Consider the following 21557-nt stretch of genomic DNA (forward strand, 5'->3'; position numbering starts at 1 on the left):
TGTTCAACTCGCCGCACCTCCTTCGCGCTTTTGAAAAAAACGCTTCAATGCGTTGTACACTTCGCCTTTTTCCTTAATGACGTAATACATGAATTTCTCCTGCTTAATCGTCCGGTAGGCGGACATCAGCGTACTGCCGCGGTTATATTGATTAACCTCCCCGTAGCCGAACAGGTTGCTGCGTTTCATCAGCTCGCCGATCAGCTTGACGCAGCGCTCGTTGTCGGAAGTCAGGTTGTCGCCGTCGGAGAAGTGGAACGGATAGATGTTGTAGCTGGACGGCGGGTAACGGGAGTCGATGATCTCCAGCGCTTTTTGATACACCGAAGAACAGATGGTACCCCCGCTTTCCCCGCGGGTGAAAAATTCCTCCTCGCTGACCTCCTTGGCCTCCGTATGGTGGGCCAGAAATACGATCTCCACCTTTTCGTACTGCCGCCGCAAAAACCGGGTCATCCAGAAGAAGAAGCTGCGCGCGCAATATTTCTCGAACGCGCCCATCGAACCCGACGTATCCATCATCGCCAGGATCACCGCATTGGAATGAGGAACCACGATCTCCTCCCACGTTTTATAGCGAAGATCGTCCGGCGAAATGCCGTGGATGCCGGGGATGCCGGCGGTGGCGTTACGGCGCAGGTTCTCCAGAATGGTCCGCTTCTTGTCGATGTTGGACATCAGGCCTTTCTTGCGGATATCGTTAAAACGAATCGATTCGGTTTCCATTTGTTCCTTATCTTTCTCCTGGATGTAGGGCAGCTCCATCTCGTCGAACAGCATATCCTCCAGCTCTTCGATGCTGATCTCGGCCTCCACGTAATCGTAGCCCGGCTGATCGCCGGCCTTTCCGCCCTTTCCGCCTTTTCCGCTTTCCTTGGGACTGTCCTGGCCAAGCACATCCCCGACCTCGCTGCTTCCGTCGCCTTGGCCGACATGCTTATGTTTTTGGTAGTTATGGATGAAGCGGTACTCTTCCAAATTGCGGAGGGGAACCTTAATGATCTGTTTGCCGTCCGACATAATGATATTTTCTTCGGTGACGAGATCGGGCAAATTTTGCCGGATGACCTCCCGCACTTTCTCCTGGTGGCGCTGTTGGTCCTGATACCCCTTGCGATGCAGCGACCAGTCCTCTTTGGAGACGACAAAGTTGTATCGATCGGGCGTTGGCATGGATGAACACCTCCATATCGGGATTTCCCGGAACGCTATATTTGTGGATGTAAATAAAGTATATTCACGGAGAGGGGCGATATGTGAGGGAGCTTGCGCCGGTTTGGCAACAATAACGCTGGAAACGGGCGGAGATTCCCGTTATGCTTATTGAAGCAGGGTTAAAGTTGCGAAGGAGGAAACGAGTTGGAACCAAAGAATGCCGATTGGTTGAAACTATATGAGGCGGCGGATCAATTCAAAAAACTGAAGCCATGGGAATGGCTTTCGAACGTCCATTTGTTTGGCGTCCGAAGCCCCCGGGACGGGCGCACCGGATATTGCTGCGTGATGGGGAGCGGTGGAGAAATGTACGGCATGGCCGTCTATTTGGGGACCGGGGGACTGCAAACGGTGCTCGACATGCTGAACGGAGAATTTGTAGGCGACCCGCTTTTTGCGCAGCATTGCTTCATGTTGTCCTTTGACAGCCGGGACGATTTGTATCCGAAGGAATACAAGCAAATCAAGGAGCTGGGTTTATCTTATCGGGGCAAAAACAGCTGGCCCACCTTCCGGCTTTACGAGCCGGGTTACGTGCCTTGGCCGCTTATGGACCGGGACGATCTCCTGTTCTTGACGGAGGTCATCGGACAAGCGGTCGAAGTGAGCCGTGCCTACCGGCAGGATCCCGATGCTTTGCTGGAAGGCAACGGAGAACGGTTTCTTGTGCGGATTCCGGTGGCCGGGGAAGAGGGTGGCACGACCGAATGGATCAGCGAATGGCGGAAGCCGGATCCGGCGGATCGGCCGCTTGAGCCGACCGGGCGGTTGGCCGCAGCCGACGAGCTGCGCATGGCTAAAGCCAAACGCGCGGTGCAAACCAGCGTTGGCGTTTGGGAGGTGGACAGCTTTTTCGTTCCGATGCCGATCGAAGAGGAAGGGCGTCCGTTCTATCCGACGATGAATGTGATCGCGGATCAGGAATCCGGGCAGTTGCTGCACTACGGGATGACGAAGGAGATCGAAGCGCATGACAACCTCGCCGAAGGTTTATTGAAACTGATAGAAACGCACCGGGTCGTCCCGTCCCTGCTTGTCGCCGCGGAACCTAAGGTGCTGGACAAGCTGGCGCCCGTGCTCACGGGTCTTCGTCTGGAATGCCTGCTAGTGCCGGAATTGCCGGCGATCGAGGAGTTCCAGCATTCGATGAGGGGACAGCTGCTGTAAATAATGAGATGAAACGCCGATATGGCCGGGAGTTCCGCGAGAGCGGAGCTGTCCCGGTTTTTTTCTGCCCGGATTGGGTATAAATCGGAAATTCAACGCGAACCCTAGTAAAAATAACCATAAAAGGATGAGAGTGCATGAAATCAGGGCCCTCCTTAAGAAACGCGGATAGCCATGCGTTGATTCATGAGGCTGTTTTGGAAGAGGCGAAGGAACTTACGGAGCTGCTCGCGCGCTGCCTGCGCCGGGGCGAACGCGACAAGGCGCTGGAGATCGCCTGGATCGCCGTGGAGCATTGGGAATCGCGCACCTTGCAGCACGCGCAAAGCGAGGAAGAAGGGCTGTACGTCGAGGCGCTGGAACTCAAGCCGGAGCTAAGGGACGTGATTATCGCTTTGACCCGGGACCATCAGTTGCTGCGCGAACTGTTGGCGGAAATCAAAGACCGCTTGGAACGAGGCGAGGTCGGGGACGAAGTGGTCCATCGCTTCCAGGCGTTGATCCTGGTCGACCAACTGCATAACCGGGATGAAGAAGACATGGTGGAAAAAGAAATGGAGGCGGGACGTCATGACACAGCTTCCGGCACCGAAACTGACGGATTTGCTGCCGGATAAGCCGCTTCGTGCGGCCGAGCCGCGGCTTTATGCCCGGTTGACGAACGAACTTGCCCGCTTGGGTTTGCATTCTTATGACGTCAAAGCGGGAGCGCAGCTACATGAACGCGGCGTTGCCGTCCGCGTGCGCTATGGCGAGCGGTTTGAGCGGCTGGAAAGCGGCGTGATCCCTTGGGATTGGATCGAACGTGACGACGAACGCATCGGGGAATTTCTGCGGGCAGCTGCCGAACGGGTCAAACAGGCGTTAATCGCCGACTACTATAAATAAGAGTTCAGAACAACCTCTAAAAAGGAGTTGAGGGAAAGTGGAAGCACGCGAGCTCGAGCTGTTCGCCAGACAGGACCGGGAGGACCTGCTAGCCGTGCTGCAGATGCGTTTCGGGGAACCGGACGACGAGGTGAAGGCGAAGATCGCTTCGATCCGTCAGCCGGCCGAGCTGCAGCGCCTGATCCTGGCCGCCTGCAACGCCGCTGCCTGGAGTGTGTTCGCCGAGGAGCTGCGGGCCGGAGAGGGCGCGTTCAAGCTGACCGGCGAACGATTTAATCCCGTTTCGCGAGCGGAAATTGAGCAGAAGGGAGCGCTATAGATGGGCGATAAGCAGAACAAGCTGTTCGAATCGCTGAAATATTTGCGGCGCGGGGAACGCATCAACGACGGCTGGACCGAGGAAAGCCCTCGCGGCCGGGATTGGGAGAGTCTGTATCGGGGTCGCTGGCAGCACGACAAGGTCGTCCGCTCCACGCATGGTGTCAATTGTACGGGCTCCTGCAGTTGGAACGTGTTCGTGAAGGACGGCATCATTACATGGGAGACGCAGCAGACCGATTATCCGACGACCGGCGCGGATTTTCCGGAATACGAGCCTAGGGGGTGTCCGCGCGGGGCCAGCTTCTCTTGGTATACCTACAGCCCGCTGCGGGTGAAGTACCCTTATATCCGCGGGGAGCTGTACGAGCTGTGGCTTGAGGAGATGGCGGCCGTCAAGGATCCGGTTCTCGCCTGGCAGAACATCGCGGACGATCCGAAGAAGCGCGCCCGCTACGTCAAAGCACGGGGCAAAGGCGGATTCGTCCGCGCCGACTGGGACGCGGCCTGCCAAATAATCGCGGCGGCGACGATCCATACGATCCGCCAGTATGGACCCGATCGCGTCGTTGGCTTCAGCCCGATTCCGGCGATGTCGATGGTCAGCTATGCGGCGGGGACGAGATTTCTTTCGCTGATCGGCGGAACGATCCTCAGCTTCTATGACTGGTACGCCGACCTTCCGCCGGCTTCGCCGCAGGTGTGGGGGGAGCAGACCGACGTGCCGGAGAGCGGAGATTGGTACAATACGAAGTATTTTATCATTTGGGGCACCAACATCCCGCAGACCCGCTCCCCCGATGCCCATTTCATGGTGGAAGCCCGCTATAACGGGACCAAAGTCGTCGGCGTGAGCCCGGATTACTCGGAATACGAGAAGTTCGCCGACATTTGGCTGCCGGCCCGGGTCGGCACGGACGCGGCGTTGGCCATGGCCATGACGCATGTCATTCTGAAGGAATTTTACGTTGATCAAGAAACCCCTTACTTTACGGATTATGTGAAGAAATTCACCGATCTCCCGTTCCTCGTCATGCTGAAGGAGGAGAACGGGAGCTTCCGCTCGGACCGGTTTCTTCGCGCGGCTGATCTCGGCGACGAGCAGGAGCTGGCCGAATGGAAAACGGTGCTCTGGGACGCCGCCGCAGGAGGGCCGGAGGTGCCGAACGGCAGTCAAGGTTTCCGCTGGGATCAAGGAAGCCGCTGGAATCTGGACCTGGATAAGCCGGACGGCACGCGCATCGAACCGCAACTGAGCTTTCTCGGGAGCGCCGACGAGGTGGCTCTGGTCGATTTTCCTTATTTTGCGGAACAAGAAGGCCAAACCGTCCGGCGCGGCGTGCCGGTCAAACATCTGCAAACCCCGTCCGGAGAGACGCTGAAGGTGACGACCGTATACGACCTGATGATGGCTCACGTCGGCGTACCGCGCGGGCTGCCCGGCGACTATCCGGCCGATTACGACGAGAAGAAGCCGTATACGCCGGCCTGGCAGGAGGCGATTACGGGGGTCAAGAAGTCGCATTGCATCCAGGTCGCCCGCGAGTTCGCCGACAATGCCGCCAAGACGGGCGGACGTTCGATGATCGCCATGGGCGGCGGGACCAACCACTGGTACCACAGCGACCAAATCTACCGCGCGATCCTGAACCTGGTGCTGTTAACCGGCTCCCAGGGCGTAAACGGCGGCGGCTGGGCCCATTACGTCGGACAGGAGAAGGTGCGGCCGCTGGAAGGCTGGCAGCAAATCGCCTTTGCCGGTGACTGGATTCGCCCGCCGCGGCTGCAGAACGGCACGTCGTATTTCTACTTCGCCACCGAGCAGTTCCGGTATGAAGCTCCCGTGAACGAGGAGCAGGTCACGCCTTGGGGCGGCCGCTACAGCAAGCTGCATCCGGCCGACGTCAACGCCATGGCGGTGAGACTCGGCTGGCTGCCGTCGTTCCCGCAGTTCAGCCAAAACTCGCTGGACGTAGCGAAGGAGTTGCGCGGGAAAGGCCTGACGGACGACAAGGAGGCCGTGCAGGAGGTCGCCCGGATGGTCAAGGACGGGGAGTTGGATTTCGCCATCGAGCATCCGAACGATCCGCGCAATTTCCCGCGCGTGTTCTTCAATTGGCGGTCCAATCTGCTTGGCGACAGCGGCAAGGGACATGAGTATTTCGCCAAGCATTTGATCGGCGCCGACAACCAGGTCCTCACCGACCCATCCCAATCCTGGCGCCCGAAGGACGTGCATACCGACGATATGCCGCCGGAGGGCAAAACGGATCTGTTCGTCAGCATGGACTTCCGCATGACCAGCTCCGGGTTGTTTTCGGACATCGTGCTGCCGGCGGCGACCTGGTACGAGAAGCATGATCTGAGCAGCACGGACATGCATCCGTTTATCCACCCGTTTAATCCGGCGATCTCTCCCCCTTGGCAGAGCAAAAGCGACTGGGACTCGTTCCGGGAAATCGCCAAGACGTTCTCGGAGCTGGCCGAGCGGCATCTTCCGGCATGCGAGGACGTGATGATGACCCCGCTCGGGCACGACAGCCCGGACGAGGTGGCCCAGGTGCACGGGAAAATCAAGGACTGGCGCAAAGGGGAAGTTGAAGCTGTTCCCGGCAAAAGCATGCCGCATTTTCGGATCGTGAAGCGCGACTACCCGAACGTATACGGAAAGATGATCACGCTGGGCCCCAACGTCGAGAAGGGGTATAGCTCCAAAGCGGTGAACATCCCGGGCGAACGGGTGTACAAGCAGTTGAAGGAACGGCTAGGCATCTCCAAGCGCGAGGGCATCGGCAAAGGCCAGCCGGATTTGTACGATGACCGCCAAGCGATCGAAGCGATTCTGTTAATGTCGGGAGCGACGAACGGGGAACGTGCGGTCGAAGGCTGGCACGACATGGAGAAGAAGACCGGAAAGCAGCTCGCGGACATCGCCAAACCGCGCGAAGAGGAAGCTTTTACGTTGTTCGATATCACCGCCCAGCCGCGTCAGGCTATTTCCGCGCCCGTCTGGAGCGGGCTGGAGAAGGACAACCGCCGGTATTCGCCGTTTACGCTGAACACCGAATACAGCATTCCATGGCGGACGCTGACCGGGCGGCAAAGCTTCTATCTCGATCATGAAATGATCCTCGATTTCGGGGAGGCCTTGCCAATCTATTTGCCGCCGCTTGCGCATGTCCCTTTCCTCGAAGGGGAACGGGAAGTGCCAAACAACGGGAAATCGTTGACAATCCGTTATCTGACCCCGCACCAGAAGTGGGGGATCCATACGATGTTCACCGATACGAACCAGATGTCGACGTTGTTCCGCGGTTGGCAGGTCGTGTGGCTGAATGAGAAGGACGGAGCGTCGATCGGCATCAAGGATAACGACTGGATCGAGGTGTACAACCGCAACGGCGTCGTGGCGGCCCGGGCGGTGCTGACGTACCGGATTCCCGAAGGGATCGCCTATATGTACCATGCCCAAGACCGCACGCTTGGCGTGCCCGGCACTTCGATCAACAAGCAGCGGGGCGGTACGCATAACAGCGTGACCCGCATTACGCTCAAGCCGACGCATATGATCGGCGGGTACGCACAGCTCAGCTACGGCTTCAATTATTACGGTCCGACGGGGAATCAACGGGATACGATGACGATCATCCGCCCGCTGAAGGAGGTAGATTGGCTTGAGGATTAAAACGCAGGTCGCGATGGTGATGAACCTCGACAAATGCATCGGCTGCCACACCTGCTCGGTCACCTGCAAGAACACCTGGACGAACCGCCCCGGCACGGAATACATGTGGTACAACAACGTGGAGACCCGCCCGGGACCCGGATATCCGAAGGAATGGGAGGACGCGCGCAAGTACAAGGGCGGCTGGGTGTTGCGCGGCGGCAAGCTGTCGCTGCGGGCCGGCGGGCCGATCGCCAAGCTGGCGAACATTTTCTACAATCCGGACATGGCCGATTTGGACAGCTTCTACGAGCCGTGGACGTACGATTACGATAGCCTCCTCCACAGCCCGAAGCGCAAGAACCTGCCTGTTGGCCGGCCGGTGTCGATGATTACGGGGGAATACATGGACAAGCCGACCTGGGGCCCCAACTGGGACGACGATTTGGCCGGGGGCAGCGAGATCGTGCCGATGGATCCGAACGTCAAGAAGCTGCAGGAGCACATCGCCATGGAATACGAAAAGACGTTTATGATGTATCTGCCGCGGATCTGCGAACATTGTCTCAATCCGTCTTGCGTCGCCTCCTGCCCGTCCGGCGCCTTGTACAAACGCGATGAGGACGGCATCGTGCTGGTCGACCAGGAGGCCTGCCGCGGCTGGCGGTTCTGCATGAACGGCTGCCCTTACCACAAGGTGTATTACAACTGGAACACGCATAAGGCGGAAAAATGCAACTTCTGTTACCCGCGCACCGAAGCCGGGCTCTCGACCATCTGTTCCGAGACCTGCGTCGGGCGGATCCGTTACATCGGCGTCGTGATGTACGACGCGGACCGGATCAAAGCCGCCGCGGCGGTTGAGGATCCGCAGGAGCTGTACGAAGCGCAGTTGGGCGTGTTCCTCGATCCGCATGATCCCGAGGTTATCAAGGAAGCGAGAAGAACGGGGATTACGGATGCGTGGATCGACGCGGCCCAGCGTTCGCCGATTTACAAAATGGCGATGAAATGGAAGGTCGCGCTGCCGCTGCACCCCGAATACCGCACGCTGCCGATGGTTTGGTACGTGCCGCCGCTCAGCCCGATCATGAATCACATCGAGGAAGACGAGCTGCAGACGGACATGTATATCCCGGCGGTGGATCAAATGCGGATTCCGATGGAATATTTGGCTTCCCTGCTGACGGCGGGGGATACGAAGGTAGTCCGGAAGGTCCTGCTCAAAATGACGGCGATGCGCGTGCTGATGCGTGACCGCGCCGTGGGCGGGCTGGACGGGTTGAGACGCAGCCGACTGCTGGAGGAAGCGGGAACAACCGTGGAGGAGATCGAGGAGATGACTCGCCTGTTCGCCGTTGCCAAGCATAACGAACGGTTCGTTATTCCGACCGCGCGGCGGGAAATGATCGGGGAAGCCGGTCTGCATTATCGTCAAGGCGCCTGCAGCCTGGAGGGAATCACGCCGGAGGACGGTTTTATGTCGCAGCTTTTTGCCAAGGAGGAATAGTTCGATATGGTGGAAGCCATGGAAGCGAAACGCATCGGTTTGGCCGTCGCCGCCCGGTTGCTCGGCTACCCCGACGACGTTTATGCGGAGGTGCTGGGCGAGACGTTGGAGGCCTTGGCGGAGCTGGAGGATCTTACACTGAAGAGCCGTCTGGAAGCGGTAATTCATCCTTTGAAGTCCCTCCCGCTCCGGGAGCTGCGGGAGCAGTACGTGTGGACCTTCGATTGGAAGGAGAAGACCGGACTTTACTTGACTGCGCATGAGCTGGGAGACAGCCGGGAGCGCGGAGCCGCATTGATCCTGTTGCAGCACATTATCGGCGATGCCGGATTTGCCGCGGCGGTCGGCGAACTGGCCGACTATATGCCGCTGCTGTACGAGCTGCTGGCCATGCGACCGGACCATGTCCACGTCCGGGCGCTCGAGCTGCGGCTGGCCGTGGCGACGAGACGCGTCGCCGATCATCTGCCGGAGGACAGCCCTTATCGCGAGTTGTTCGCCTACCTGATGGAGGACGTCTTCGGCGAACCGTCGGACGAGGAGATCCGGCGGCTGGAGGCGAAACGCGAACAAGCGGACCTGGACGAGCTTCCCTACCCGATCCTCTACGGTATGGACGGGACCGCCCGCACGGGGACGGATCCGCGGCAATTCAAAAGGTGCAACTGAACGAATGGAGGAGAGCGGTATGACCGGTTTGTTTTGGTGGGTAGTATATCCGTACATCGCCTTGACGGTGATGATTCTCGGCTTGCTGTACCGGTTTGCCTTCCGGCAGGCGAGTTGGGCGGCCCCTTCGACGGAGATTTTTGAGAGAAAGTGGCTGCGGATCGGGTCGACGGTGTTTCATTACGGCATCATCTTCGCCTTCATCGGCCATGTGATGGGCGTGCTGATCCCGCGAAGCGTCTACCATGCGATGGGGGTCAGCGACGAAACGTACCACGTCTTCGCCATCGTCGGCGGGGGGCTGGCGGGGATCATGGTGGTGCTGGGGTTGGTCGTGCTGCTGATTCGCAAATTGATGAACCGGCGCGTCCGGGCCCACGCGGGCTTCGCCGATTATTTCGCCGTGATCCTGCTGTTGATCGTCGCCGCCAACGGGACGTACATGACAATCGTTTACAATACGACCGTAGTGGCTTATGAATACCGGACGACGATCGGTCCGTGGTTTCGCAGCCTGCTTGCGTTTCGGCCCGATTATCATCTGATGGATACGGTGCCGTTGTTGTTCCAAATGCACGTGATTACGGCCTTCCTGCTGTTCGCTTCGATTCCGTTCACGAAGCTGGTGCACATGTTCTCGCTGCCGGTGCGCTATCCGGCACGCGCCCCGCAGCAGTATCGCTCGCGGGTGAGCTATAAGCGGCGGTAACGGGAGCAGCCGTCCGCGGACAGACGAAAAAGGAAAGGCGAGGGGATGTCCCTGGCCTTCCCTGTTGGCTCCAAGTCCGCTATGCGAGCTTCTTCGTATACAAAATGCCGATTGTTTTGGCGCCGCAATGGCTGGAGATGACGCAGCCGGCATTGGACACCGCAACAAGGCGGGCGTTCGTCTTGGACTCCAGCGCTTCCTTCAGCACTTTCGCGTCCTCGTCCGCCAAAGAATGAGTGATGAAGATCAGGTCGTTATCCATGTCGGACAGCCGGCCGAGCGCGTTATTCAGGAGCTGTTCGAGCGCTTTTTCGCGGCTTCCGCGAATTTTATAAGCCGGGGTCATTTTTCCATCCTCGACTTTAATGACCGGCCGGATTTTCAGCAGGCTACCGACGAGATTTTGCATGCCGGAACAACGCCCGCCTTTGTACAGGTAATCAAGCGAATCGATGACAAATTCGGTCTCGACCTGCGGCCGAACGGCGGTCAGCAGTGCGACGATCTCGTCCACGCTTTTTCCATCCGCGGCGGCATTGACGGCTTTCATCACCTGGAGACCGATGCCGGTCGACAGGTTCAACGAATCAAACACGGTGACCTTGCCTTCGCCCAATTCCTCCGCGGCGATCAGCGCGTTCTGGTAGGTCGAGGACAACTCCGACGACAGGCTGATGTACAGGATCTGCCGGCCCTCCCGGACATAAGGCGAGAAGGCTTGAATGAAATCCGCCGGCGAAGGTGCCGCCGTTTTGGGCAGCTTGCCTGTCTCGTCGACCTTCCGGTACAGCTCGGGCACCGTCAAATCGACGCCATCCTTGTAAGTCTGTTCCGAAAACGTGACGTACAGCGGCACGATGCCGATGTCGTACCGCGTGATCCATTCGGCGGGGAGATCGCAAGTGCTGTCCGCAAAAATTTTGATTGTACCCATATGAATCCTCCTAAAAGTTCATTGGTTATCTATGGGACTTAAGAAGCCGGTTGTTTTCTTGCATACATGATCGCGACGGTATGTGGCCCACAGTGGCTGGAAATGACGCAGCCAGCCTCGGATACGGCGACTTCGCGGGCACCGGTCTGCTCCCGCAGGATGGCGGCCAGCCGCAGCGCCTCTTCCTCCGCAAGCGTATGGGCGACCAGGATCAGGTCCTGATCCATGTTGTCCTTGTCGGCCAAGGCGTTGTCGAGCATCTGCTGTACGGCTTTCTCCTTGCGGCCCCGCACCTTGTAGGCCGGGATGATGTTTCCGTCCACCAGCTTAAGCACCGGCCGAATTTGCAGCAGGCTGCCGATGAAATGTTGCATGCCGGAACAACGTCCGCCTTTATACAAATATTCCAGCGTATCAATGACGAACTGCGTCTCCACATGCGGGCGTATCGCGGTGACTTGTTCGGCGATTTCCGCGGCCCCCAGTCCTTTTTTGGCAAGCTGTACCGCCTTCATGACGAGCAGCCCGATGCCGCTGCACAGGGTCAGGGAATCCACGACGCGAACCCGGCCCTCGGGAAATTCCGCCGCAGCGATTCGCGCGTTCTGATAAGTCGACGACAGCTTGGAGGACAAGCTGATATACACGATGTCCCGGCCTTGAGCGATATAAGGGCCAAAGGCATCCATAAAGTCTTTCGGGGACGGGGCCGTTGTCTTGGGTAAATTTCCTTCGGCTTCCACCCGGCGGTAGATGTCGAGCGGGGTAATGTCGATGCCGTCCCGGAACGTTTCAGCGCCGAACACGACGTAAAGAGGAACCAGACCGATTTCGTGCCGCTCGATCCAGTCGGCTGGAAGATCCGAGGTACTATCCGCGAAAATTTTCACTTTAGACATAAGCAGTCTCCTTGGTTGGTTATCCAAATCCCTTTATTTTAAAAAAGCAACTTCTCATTATTTTATCAAAAAGAACGAGACAAGGAAAAGCCCCAGGTCCGCGCTGCCGATACCCGTGGGGCTTGGGGCTTTTGACGACGGCCCGCAAGCCGCCGTTTGCGGTGGGAAGAATCCGCGAGGCGCCGCCATTACGGAGCGGCGAGGCTGCCCAATACGAATAACATAACGAGCATCAGCAAGGACAACGCAGAAAAAATCGTGCCCAGAATCGCAAATACTTTGCGCCGGTTTTTGACCGCCAGGCCGACAATGCCCAAAATGAGTGCGATCAGGTCCAACAAGCCGGACAAGAGGAACAGCAAAATGCCGAGCAAAGCGCCGGTCCGCTGAAGCAGGTCTTCGGCGATGATGTCCGCAGGTTGGTCCATGATGTCCAGCACCGTGGTCGTAATCAGCGTCAGCGAAACGGCATAACCGATCACGGCCAGCAGGCTGAGGACGAACGAAGCGATGCCGGGCCCGGAGAATTTCGTCCGGGATGCATGCCCGTAAGGCGCAGCGTAAGGTGAAGCGGAATCGTGTTCCGTTTGGTGATGATCCATTTCAATCTCCTTTATTACGGTAATCTAAACCTATTCAAGATAATCTTTAAATATCCTTCCGAAAAATGCAAGGATATTTTTTGCCCGATCTGCGGGTGGAAATGTGGCAAAGCCCTGCGGTATGATGGACGTGAAACCTGCGGACAAAACCAGAAAGGGGCGAACTTCGGAATGCAGCGAAAATATGCGGGAATCGGGGCTATCGTGATGCTTCTGGCCGTGGCGCTCGGCGCATTCGGCGCTCACATCCTGAAGGAGCGGATCGGCGAGTCGGCCATAGGGACCTTTGAGACCGGGGTTCATTACCAGATGATCCATGGCCTCGCGTTGCTGCTGGCCGCGTTATTTGCCGGAAAGTGGGGGGAATCCCGGCGTCTGTTGTGGAGCGCACGGTTGTTCCTGAGCGGCGTAATTTTATTTTCGGGCAGCCTTTACGGACTAGCCGCATTGGACTGGCGCTGGCTCGGTCCGGTAACGCCGCTGGGAGGCATAGCTTTTCTGGGAGGCTGGCTGCTGCTTGCGCTTGAGGCTTGGAGAAGCGCTGCCCGCCCAGGGGCCTAAGGAGACGGCAAGCCGAAAGGGCTGGCGAATTCTGCCTAGCAGGAAACGTCAGCCCTTTTTTGCATGATCCGTTATTCGATTAAGCATCCAAAAAGTCGATGACTTCACTCAACTTTAGTGTATATACTTGTTTCTCGTCGACGTGATACACGTTAAGAGCGTAGGTCTCCGGAAGGAAGTTCAGAATCCGACACGGGATGCTTGTCCGCTTGCCGTTTCGGTTAATGTACAGTCGGACCAGCTTGTTCTCCGTGATGTAGCTTTGGATCCAGGTCTGGAATTCGTCGCTTGCCGCGAGCTCCTTGAAATTGCCTGAAGCCGGCTCGCTTTTTTTCTTCTCGGCCGAAGCCGGCGGTTTGGACGTCTCCTTGGCGCTGTTCTTGGCTGTCACGGATCTGGCATGATCGATGCGGGACTGCTTGCGGGAAACCAAGGTCGATTCAATGATCCGACCCAATTCAATTCCGGAATTGATGCGGTAATCTATGACGTCAGGGCCATCGTTCAGCAGCTTGAGCAACGCTTGCAATGCCAACGGGTTTGACTTGCCCTTGATCAATATTTCGACGTTGAACAAATAGCCGGAATCTTCATCATGATGTTGACCAGTATGATTGTCCATAATTCCCCCAAATATGACGTGTTGAGCAGAGAAGGCGGTTCCTTTTCTGAGAAAATACCCAGATAATCATAGCACCACTGCCAGAACAATCATAGTCCAAATTTAAGGAAAAAAACGGAGTTTTGCTGGAAATCGAAAAAACCGTTCCGAAAGAACCAAAGGCAGGAGGCAGGGCGACGAGTTCCTCCATCTTGTTTCACGTCGCCCGAATTAGGGTAAGATAATGGCATCCTAATTATAGAAAGCGGGGATTTGGATGGCCAATTCGGAAGCGAAATCCGCAGGGAAAACGAAGAAATCGAATCTGGAGCAGCTGTTGAACGAACAGGTCGCCAACTTGAACGTGCTTTACGTGAAGCTGCACAATTATCATTGGTACGTGCAAGGAAGCAATTTCTTCAGGCTGCACGCCAAATTCGAGGAATTATATAATGAAGTTACTGAACAGATGGATGCCATCGCCGAACGGATGCTGGCCTTGAAGTGGAATCCGGCGGCATCGCTTAAGGAGTACCTGGAGCTTGCAACCATTCAAGAGGCAGGCGGCAAGGAAGAGCCGCAGGCCATGGTGCAGCATGTGCTCGAAGATTTGGCGACCCTGACCGAAGCATATAACGAAGGGATTTCGTTAGCCGACAAGGCGGAGGATCGTGCCACCAGCGATCTGCTGACCGGCTACCTCGGCAGTCTGGAGAAACAAATGTGGATGCTCCGCGCGTATTTGAATTAACCGCACGTGTTCGTTGGTAAGATAAGCATGGCGTTCCCGAAGGGCTTGGCCGCAAGCAAGGGCTGGGCCCTTTTGCGTTGGGCGATATTGGGAATTTCGACTTGTCTGTGACAAAGGGTATAGCACATCGTTTATATCCGCCGGCATACGTTGCTTATGCCAATAAAGTAGGTTAGAATGAAATGAGAATCAATGAGAATCACTTAGAATCATTATAATGTGATAATTGTTATGATATAATGGCAAGAACAAGGGCGGCGTCCCTGGGCAAATAACGTTAATATTCGCGGATGGAAGGAGCAGTCACATGGCAACGCATTTTGTAGTTGAAGAACTTAAAGCGACAATCGAGGAGAAGGAGATCCTGAAAGGGATCAATCTTGAGATAAAAGGCGGGGAAATTCACGCGATCATGGGACCGAACGGGACCGGGAAAAGTACGCTGGCTTCCGCGCTGATGGGCCATCCGAAGTATGAAGTAACGGACGGTAAAGTTACGCTGAACGGCGAAGACGTGCTGGAGATGGCCGTCGACGAACGTGCCCGCGCCGGAATGTTCCTGGCGATGCAATACCCCAGCGAAATCGCCGGGGTGACGAATTCGGACTTCCTGCGCAGCGCCATCAACGCCCGCCGCGGCGAAGGTAACGAGATTTCCCTCATTAAATTCATTCGTCAAATGGAAGAGCAAATGAAGGTGCTGGAAATGAATCCGGAGTTTGCGCACCGTTACCTGAACGAAGGCTTCTCCGGGGGCGAGAAGAAGCGGAACGAAATCCTGCAGATGCTGCTGCTGGATCCGAAGATCGTGATCCTGGACGAAATCGACTCCGGTCTCGACATTGACGCTTTGCGGATCGTGGCCAACGGCGTGAACTCCATGCGCAGCGAAGACCGCGGCTTCCTGATCATTACCCACTACCAACGCCTGTTGAATTATATTAAACCGGATTTCGTGCACGTCATGATGCAAGGACGCATCGTGAAATCCGGCGGTCCTGAGCTGGCCGAACGCCTGGAGGCCGAAGGTTACGATTGGGTCAAAGACGAGCTCGGCATCGTGGATGAAACGGTCGGTCAAGAAGCCTAATCGGAAGGAGGAGTAGAGAATGACGACACAAACCGTACTTCCGGTAGAAGCGGAACAACTGAAACAACTTTCCGCGAAGCGCGGCGAACCGGCCTGGCTGACGGATAGTCGGACAAAGGCGCTGCAGTTGGCGGCGGAACTGGAACTGCCTAAATTGGAAAAAACGCGACTGGATCGCTGGGATATAAACAACTACGGAACGCTAGGCGAAACTCGCGGCGACAAGCTGCAGCAGCTTCCCGAGAGCATTCAATCGCTGGTGGATTTGACGGAGCAGAGCAATTTGCTCGTTCAGCGCAATGCCGATACGGTATATACCCGGCTGGCGCCGGAACTGGCGAGCCAAGGCGTGATCTTCACCGATTTGGAAACGGCGGTGCGGGAGCATGGCGATCTCGTGAAGGCGCATCTTCACAGCGTCGTGAATCCTGACGAAAACCGGCTGTCCGCTTTGCATGCGGCTTTGTGGAACGGTGGGGTGTTCCTGTACGTTCCCAAGAACGTCGTGATCGATACGCCGCTGCAGACCATCTTCCTGTTGGACGATGCAGGCTCCGTGTTTGCTCCGCACGTCTTGATCGTGGCCGATACGAACAGTCAAGTGACTTACGTGGATAACTATATTTCCGTTAACCTGAACGGAAATATCGTGCATAACGGCGCGGCCGAAGTGATCGTCAAACCGGGCGCCAAGGTTCGGTTTGCCACGGTACACCACTTGGGCGAGCAAGCGACGGATATGACGTACCGCCGCGCCGTGGTCGAAAACGACGGCAGCATCGAATGGATCATCGGGGAAATGAACGGCGGCGATTCGGCAAGCGAAACGTTGTCGATTTTGAAGGGGAACGGCTCCAGCTCCGACGCCAAAGTCATTGCTGTCGGGTCCGGAAAGCAACGCTTGAACTATACGACGAAGGCCGTCCACTACGGCAAGAGCTCGGCCAGCCAAATGATTACCCGTGCGGTGATGCGTGAAGAGGCGACCGCCATCATTAACGGCATTACGAAGATTGAGAAAGGCGCCACCAAAGCGGACGGCCAGCAAACCGAGAAAGTGCTGATGCTGAGCCCGAAAGCCCGCGGAGACGCGAACCCGATTTTGCTGATTGACGAGGACGACGTTACGGCAGGACACGCGGCCTCCGTAGGGCAAGTGAATCCGGAACAAATCTACTATCTGATGTCTCGGGGGATTACCCGCGCGGACGCCGAGCGTTTGGTCATCTACGGCTTCCTGGCGCCCGTCGTATCGGATATCCCGTTGGAGCCGCTGCAGAAGCAACTGCAAGGCCTGGTGGAAAGGAAGTTGGGACAATGAGCATCCATGCCGAAGAGCTCAAGAAACAATTCCCGATTTTGCAGCAGGAAGTCAACGGGCATCCGCTCGTTTACCTCGACAGCGCGGCTTCCTCGCAGAAGCCGACCGTCGTAATCGAAGCGTTGAAGCATTATTACGAATGGGATAACGCCAATGTGCATCGAGGTGTGCACACGCTGGGCAGCCGGGCAACCGATGCTTACGAGAATGCCCGCGAGAAGGTGGCCCGTTTCATCGGCGCGGCACGGCAGGAGGAGATTATTTTCACTCGAGGCACCACCACGGCGCTCAATGTGGTCGCTTCCTCATATGGGGGAGCGGCCGTCGGAGAAGGGGACGAAATCGTCATTACTCCGATGGAGCACCACAGCAATCTGATTCCTTGGCAGCAATTGGCCTTGAAGAAGAAAGCCGTGCTCAAATACATCCCGCTGCAGCCGGACGGACATATCGATCTGGCGGATGCGGAGAAGACGATTACCGCCAAGACGAAGATCGTGGCGACCGCCTACGTCTCCAACGTGCTTGGCGTCGTGAATCCCGTCAAGGAGCTGGCGGCTATCGCTCATCGCAACGGGGCCGTCATGGTCGTTGACGGCGCGCAAAGCACCCCGCACATGAAGGTGAACGTACAGGAGCTGGACGCGGATTTTTATGCCTTTTCCGGCCACAAGATGTGCGCGCCAACCGGAATTGGGGTACTATATGGGAAGAAGCAATTGCTGGAATCCATGGAGCCGATCGAATACGGCGGGGAAATGATCGACGATGTCGGGCTGTATGAATCGAGCTGGAAAGAGCTTCCTTGGAAATTCGAAGGCGGGACGCCGATCATTGCCGGAGCGGTTGGTCTGGCGGCGGCTATCGATTTCCTGGAGGGCATCGGGCTTGAGGAGATTCACAGCCATGAGACCAAACTCGCCGCTTATGCGATACATCGCCTGTCGGAAATCGAAGGGCTGACCTTATACGGACCGCGCGAGCGCGAAGTGGGCCTGCTCACCTTCAATCTGCAGGACATTCATCCGCATGACGTTGCGACCGTGCTTGATGCTTCCGGCATCGCCATCCGGGCGGGCCATCACTGCTGTCAGCCGCTCATGCGCTGGCTTGAAGCGAGCGCAACGGCCAGAGCCAGCCTGTATTTGTACAATACGGAACAGGATATCGACCGACTGGCGGAAGCTTTAATCCAAACAAAGGAGTATTTTGGGTGATGCAACTGGACGATCTGTACCGCCGAGTCATTATGGATCACTATAAAAACCCGCGGAACCGCGGGAAGTTTGAAGAAGGCGCGCTGACGGTCGATTTGAACAATCCGACCTGCGGCGACCGCATTTCCTTGCAACTGATTGTGGAAGGAAATGTCGTTAAGGACGCCCGGTTTACCGGGGAAGGCTGCTCCATCAGCATGTCTTCGGCTTCGATGATGACGGAGGCCGTCAAAGGCCGGACCTTCGATGAAGCGATGGATCTGGCCGGACGGTTCTCCCGGCTGATGATGGGGGAGTCGGTGGATTTTGACGATTATGAAGATCTTGAGGCCTTATCCGGCGTTAATAAATTTCCCGCCCGCATCAAATGCGCCACGCTTGCTTGGAACGCGCTGAAAAAAGGAATCCAAGCGGATATCTAATCCCCTAAGGAGGTAACCGAACATGGCCAAAAAAGCACCGGAATTGGAAGAGTACAAATACGGCTTCCGGGATGAACACAAGGCGATCTTTCAATCGGGTAAAGGCTTGACCCGTGAAATCGTGACGGAGATCTCCCGCATCAAAGACGAGCCGGAATGGATGCTTAATTTCCGCCTGAAATCGCTCGAACAGTTCGAGAAAATGGCGATGCCGCGCTGGGGCGGCGACTTGAGCGAGCTTGATTTTGACGACATTCAATATTATGTGAGACCTTCCGAAAAGCAAGGCAAGACGTGGGAAGAAGTCCCGGCGGAAATCAAAGAAACGTTCGATAAGCTGGGGATTCCGGAGGCGGAGCAGAAGTTCCTGGCCGGCGTCTCCGCGCAGTACGAATCGGAGGTCGTGTACCACAGCATTCAGAAGGATCTTGAGGATCAAGGCGTTATCTTCATGGATACGGACTCCGCTTTGCGGGAATATCCGGAATTGTTCAAGGAGTATTTCGGAACGGTCGTTCCTGCGGCCGACAACAAGTTTGCGGCCTTGAACAGCGCCGTATGGTCCGGGGGCAGCTTCATTTACGTGCCGAAGGGCGTGAAATGCGAAGTGCCGCTGCAGGCATACTTCCGGATCAACTCGGAGAACATGGGGCAGTTCGAACGGACGCTGATTATCGCCGACGAAGGCAGCTTCGTGCACTATACCGAGGGCTGCACGGCGCCGATCTACAGCACGAACTCGCTGCATAGCGCGGTCGTGGAAATCATCGTGAAGAAGGACGCGCGCGTGCGTTATACGACGATCCAGAACTGGGCGCCCAATATTTATAACCTCGTTACGAAACGTGCGGTGGCCGAAGAGAACGCCAATATGGAATGGGTTGACGGCAACATCGGTTCCAAGCTGACGATGAAATACCCGGCCGTCATCCTGAAAGGCCGCGGCGCGAAAGGCAGCGTGCTGTCCATCGCCGTCGCCGGCAAGGGCCAGCTTCAGGATGCCGGGGCGAAAATGATCCACCTGGCGCCGGATACGACGTCGACGATCGTGTCGAAGTCGATTTCCAAGCATGGCGGCAAGGTCACGTACCGTGGTCTCGCTTCCTTCGGGCGTCAGGCGGAAGGCGCGAAATCGAACATCAAATGCGATACGCTGATTCTCGATAACGAGTCGACGTCCGATACGATCCCGTACAACGAGATCATGAACGACAACATCACATTGGAGCATGAAGCGACCGTATCGAAGGTATCCGAGGAGCAGCTCTTCTATCTGATGAGCCGCGGCTTGACCGAAGAGGAAGCGACACAAATGATCGTGATGGGCTTCATCGAGCCGTTCACGAAAGAGCTGCCGATGGAATACGCGGTAGAGATGAACCGGCTGATCAAGTTTGAGATGGAGGGCTCGATCGGGTAAGAACCGGGCCAAACGAAAGGAGAAGACCGCTGCAGGGTCTTCTCCTTTTTGTGTTTTGGCCGGGCAGGTCGAAATTCAGTAACGACAAGGCGTCCGGCGGCCTGGCTGCCTTGATGTGAGGAGGGCGGCACTAAGTTACTTCCTGATCGTGACGCTCGTCCCGATCGGCACGAGGCGGGCCAGCTCGACGACATCCGGGTTGTACATGCGGATGCAGCCTTGGGAAACCTCTTTCCCGATAGAGGAAGGATCGTTGGTTCCATGGATCCCGTAGTGGGGTTTGGACAGGCCCAGCCAATAGGCGCCGAACGGTCCGCCGGGGTTCGGGGCTTTGTTGACGATCGTAAACGTTCCTTCGGGGGTTTGCGTAAGCATTTTTCCGATTCCGACCGGAAATCCGCGCACGACGACGTTGTTATCCAGCAAATACAGCATTCGATCCGATAAATCCACGATGATGCGGTAATTAGGCATGATCTGCACCGGCCTTCCTTTTTTGCTAGTGTATGACGAATAGGCACGGGAGGGCTGGGCAAGAGCGGATTATAGATATACCTCTTCGATCGAAGTTTCGCGTTCTTTGGACAGGTCGACAAAGCGGGAATCGGTTTTGACGAGCGGTCGGAAGAAGTCCGTCTGGTTGGTCATCACGATGGACCCCATCTCGCCGGAGCTCAGCATCACTTTCTTGCCGATGAAGTTCGGCAGCAAGTGGCGGATCAGCGCTTGCGTCGGTTCCGGGCTTAACTTGCCGAAGCTGAGGCTGTTGAGCTCGCGCAGCACCGATAGAAGCTCCTGCTTCGAGCGGTACGCCCGATTGGAGGTCATTGCCGAGTAGACGTCCGCAACGGCGGCGATTTTGGCGAACGGATGAATATCCTTATCCCGAAGGCCCTGCGGATAACCGCTTCCGTCTTCCCGTTCGTGATGCTGAAGCGCCACCAGGGCGGAAAGCTCGTCCCCGGTCGAACTCAAAATGATCTCATGGCCGTATTCGGTGTGGAGCTTCACCTCTTCGAACTCCTCCGGCGTGAGCTTGCCGGGTTTGGTCAGAATGGCTTGCGGAACCTTGCTTTTGCCGATATCGATCAAATAACCGGCTTTTCCGGCCTTATAAGCTTCTTCTTTGGTATACCCCATCCAGGAAGCGATATAATAGCAGAGCATGCCGACTTGCATGGAATGATGGTAGGTGTAGTTGTCATCGTCGCCAATCATCAGCAATAAGGAGACGACGTCCTTCTGGGTGTCCAATTCCGAGATCATCGGTTCCAGAAGCTGATCCACTTTCGCTTCATCGATCGTACCTTTAGATAGCGCTTCCAAAAAGAGCTGTTCAAATCCGTCTACGGCTTCGTCCAAGTAGGGTTTAACCCGGAATGTAGGATCCGTAGGTAACTCGGCGTTTAGGGTTTGCGGCTCGATATCGATGTAGTCGATGCCGTGCTGCATCAATTTGACAATGGCATCGCTGGTCAAGATGCAGCCCTTCTGCAAAACAAAAACGCCGAAATGATTAAATACATCACGTTGGAGACGGTCGCCTGGACTGAGTTCCATAATATGTACTTTCAAGGACGATGACACCTCATAATCTTC

Annotated in this window: 22 protein-coding genes; 15 read left to right on the top strand and 7 right to left on the bottom strand. The window is 56.5% G+C overall.

The genetic code is table 11. From position 1 onward, the window contains the following. Positions 1-3: 3 nt before the first annotated feature. Positions 4-1173: a sporulation protein YhbH gene (yhbH, locus tag ACZF99_RS07280; protein WP_483610363.1), complete on the bottom strand. Its 1170-nt coding sequence runs from the start codon at positions 1171-1173 to the stop codon at positions 4-6. A 186-nt stretch (positions 1174-1359) separates the two neighbouring features. Here yhbH and ACZF99_RS07285 point away from each other — a divergent pair, with 186 nt between their 5' ends. The 8 genes from ACZF99_RS07285 (at position 1360) to narI (ending at position 10140) form a co-directional block, all read left to right on the top strand. Next, on the top strand, positions 1360-2382 hold the full coding sequence (locus ACZF99_RS07285; protein ID WP_483610364.1) for a DUF7309 domain-containing protein: 1023 nt from the start codon (positions 1360-1362) through the stop codon (positions 2380-2382). A 137-nt stretch (positions 2383-2519) separates the two neighbouring features. Beyond that, positions 2520-2999, top strand: a complete 480-nt coding sequence (locus tag ACZF99_RS07290; RefSeq protein ID WP_483610366.1) for a hemerythrin domain-containing protein — start codon at positions 2520-2522, stop codon at positions 2997-2999. Next, a complete protein-coding gene (locus tag ACZF99_RS07295) occupies positions 2953-3270 on the top strand; it encodes a hypothetical protein (protein ID WP_483610368.1) in 318 nt (105 codons plus the stop codon). Before ACZF99_RS07290 ends, ACZF99_RS07295 begins: the two co-directional genes overlap by 47 nt. Before the next feature lie 37 nt (positions 3271-3307). Next, the gene (locus ACZF99_RS07300) at positions 3308-3589 is read left to right on the top strand and encodes a hypothetical protein (RefSeq protein WP_483610370.1); all 282 of its coding nucleotides are present in this window, start codon (positions 3308-3310) and stop codon (positions 3587-3589) included. Further along, positions 3590-7273, top strand: a complete 3684-nt coding sequence (locus tag ACZF99_RS07305; protein WP_483610372.1) for a nitrate reductase subunit alpha — start codon at positions 3590-3592, stop codon at positions 7271-7273. Beyond that, entirely contained in the window at positions 7263-8762 is a 1500-nt protein-coding gene (narH, locus tag ACZF99_RS07310; protein ID WP_483610374.1) for a nitrate reductase subunit beta, read from the top strand. The genes ACZF99_RS07305 and narH overlap by 11 nt, the downstream gene beginning before the upstream one ends. A 6-nt stretch (positions 8763-8768) precedes the next feature. Beyond that, positions 8769-9431, top strand: coding sequence for a nitrate reductase molybdenum cofactor assembly chaperone (narJ, locus tag ACZF99_RS07315; RefSeq protein WP_483610376.1), 663 nt, complete (start codon positions 8769-8771; stop codon positions 9429-9431). 19 nt (positions 9432-9450) lie between these two features. Beyond that, entirely contained in the window at positions 9451-10140 is a 690-nt protein-coding gene (gene narI / locus ACZF99_RS07320; RefSeq protein ID WP_483610378.1) for a respiratory nitrate reductase subunit gamma, read from the top strand. 79 nt (positions 10141-10219) lie between these two features. Here narI and ACZF99_RS07325 read toward each other — a convergent pair whose 3' ends face one another. The 3 genes from ACZF99_RS07325 to ACZF99_RS07335 form a co-directional block, all read right to left on the bottom strand. Further along, entirely contained in the window at positions 10220-11074 is an 855-nt protein-coding gene (locus tag ACZF99_RS07325; protein ID WP_483610380.1) for a DegV family protein, read from the bottom strand. A 38-nt stretch (positions 11075-11112) separates the two neighbouring features. Continuing rightward, positions 11113-11973, bottom strand: a complete 861-nt coding sequence (locus tag ACZF99_RS07330) for a DegV family protein (protein ID WP_483610382.1) — start codon at positions 11971-11973, stop codon at positions 11113-11115. A 188-nt stretch (positions 11974-12161) separates the two neighbouring features. After that, positions 12162-12575 (bottom strand): hypothetical protein, encoded by a 414-nt coding sequence (locus ACZF99_RS07335; RefSeq protein WP_483610384.1) that lies wholly within the window; start codon positions 12573-12575, stop codon positions 12162-12164. Positions 12576-12746: 171 nt separating this feature from the next. Between ACZF99_RS07335 and ACZF99_RS07340 the strand changes: the two genes are divergently transcribed. After that, entirely contained in the window at positions 12747-13136 is a 390-nt protein-coding gene (locus tag ACZF99_RS07340; RefSeq protein ID WP_483610386.1) for a DUF423 domain-containing protein, read from the top strand. 79 nt (positions 13137-13215) lie between these two features. Here ACZF99_RS07340 and ACZF99_RS07345 read toward each other — a convergent pair whose 3' ends face one another. Continuing rightward, on the bottom strand, positions 13216-13758 hold the full coding sequence (locus tag ACZF99_RS07345) for a hypothetical protein (protein ID WP_483610388.1): 543 nt from the start codon (positions 13756-13758) through the stop codon (positions 13216-13218). Positions 13759-14014: 256 nt separating this feature from the next. On the opposite strand from ACZF99_RS07345, the gene ACZF99_RS07350 reads away from it, so the two are divergent. The 6 genes from ACZF99_RS07350 to sufB all read left to right on the top strand — a co-directional run bounded on the left by ACZF99_RS07350 (position 14015) and on the right by sufB (position 19958). Continuing rightward, positions 14015-14488 (top strand): Dps family protein, encoded by a 474-nt coding sequence (locus tag ACZF99_RS07350; RefSeq protein WP_483610390.1) that lies wholly within the window; start codon positions 14015-14017, stop codon positions 14486-14488. 307 nt (positions 14489-14795) lie between these two features. Then, positions 14796-15578, top strand: coding sequence for a Fe-S cluster assembly ATPase SufC (gene sufC, locus ACZF99_RS07355; protein WP_483610392.1), 783 nt, complete (start codon positions 14796-14798; stop codon positions 15576-15578). Between the two features lie 19 nt (positions 15579-15597). After that, positions 15598-16899, top strand: a complete 1302-nt coding sequence (gene sufD / locus ACZF99_RS07360) for a Fe-S cluster assembly protein SufD (RefSeq protein WP_483610394.1) — start codon at positions 15598-15600, stop codon at positions 16897-16899. Beyond that, positions 16896-18116 (top strand): cysteine desulfurase, encoded by a 1221-nt coding sequence (locus ACZF99_RS07365; protein WP_483610396.1) that lies wholly within the window; start codon positions 16896-16898, stop codon positions 18114-18116. Before sufD ends, ACZF99_RS07365 begins: the two co-directional genes overlap by 4 nt. Beyond that, positions 18116-18538 carry a Fe-S cluster assembly sulfur transfer protein SufU gene (gene sufU / locus ACZF99_RS07370; RefSeq protein WP_483612596.1) on the top strand — a complete coding sequence of 141 codons (423 nt, stop codon included), beginning with the start codon at positions 18116-18118 and terminating at the stop codon, positions 18536-18538. The genes ACZF99_RS07365 and sufU overlap by 1 nt, the downstream gene beginning before the upstream one ends. A gap of 22 nt (positions 18539-18560) precedes the next feature. Next, on the top strand, positions 18561-19958 hold the full coding sequence (sufB, locus tag ACZF99_RS07375) for a Fe-S cluster assembly protein SufB (RefSeq protein WP_483610398.1): 1398 nt from the start codon (positions 18561-18563) through the stop codon (positions 19956-19958). A 135-nt stretch (positions 19959-20093) separates the two neighbouring features. On the opposite strand, the gene ACZF99_RS07380 is transcribed toward sufB, so the two are convergent. Further along, positions 20094-20432, bottom strand: coding sequence for a L,D-transpeptidase (locus tag ACZF99_RS07380; RefSeq protein ID WP_483610400.1), 339 nt, complete (start codon positions 20430-20432; stop codon positions 20094-20096). Positions 20433-20501: 69 nt separating this feature from the next. Then, on the bottom strand, positions 20502-21533 hold the full coding sequence (locus ACZF99_RS07385; RefSeq protein ID WP_483610402.1) for an HD-GYP domain-containing protein: 1032 nt from the start codon (positions 21531-21533) through the stop codon (positions 20502-20504). Positions 21534-21557: the final 24 nt, after the last annotated feature.

The sequence above is a fragment of the Paenibacillus sp. JL3B1040 genome, from assembly GCF_057063165.1.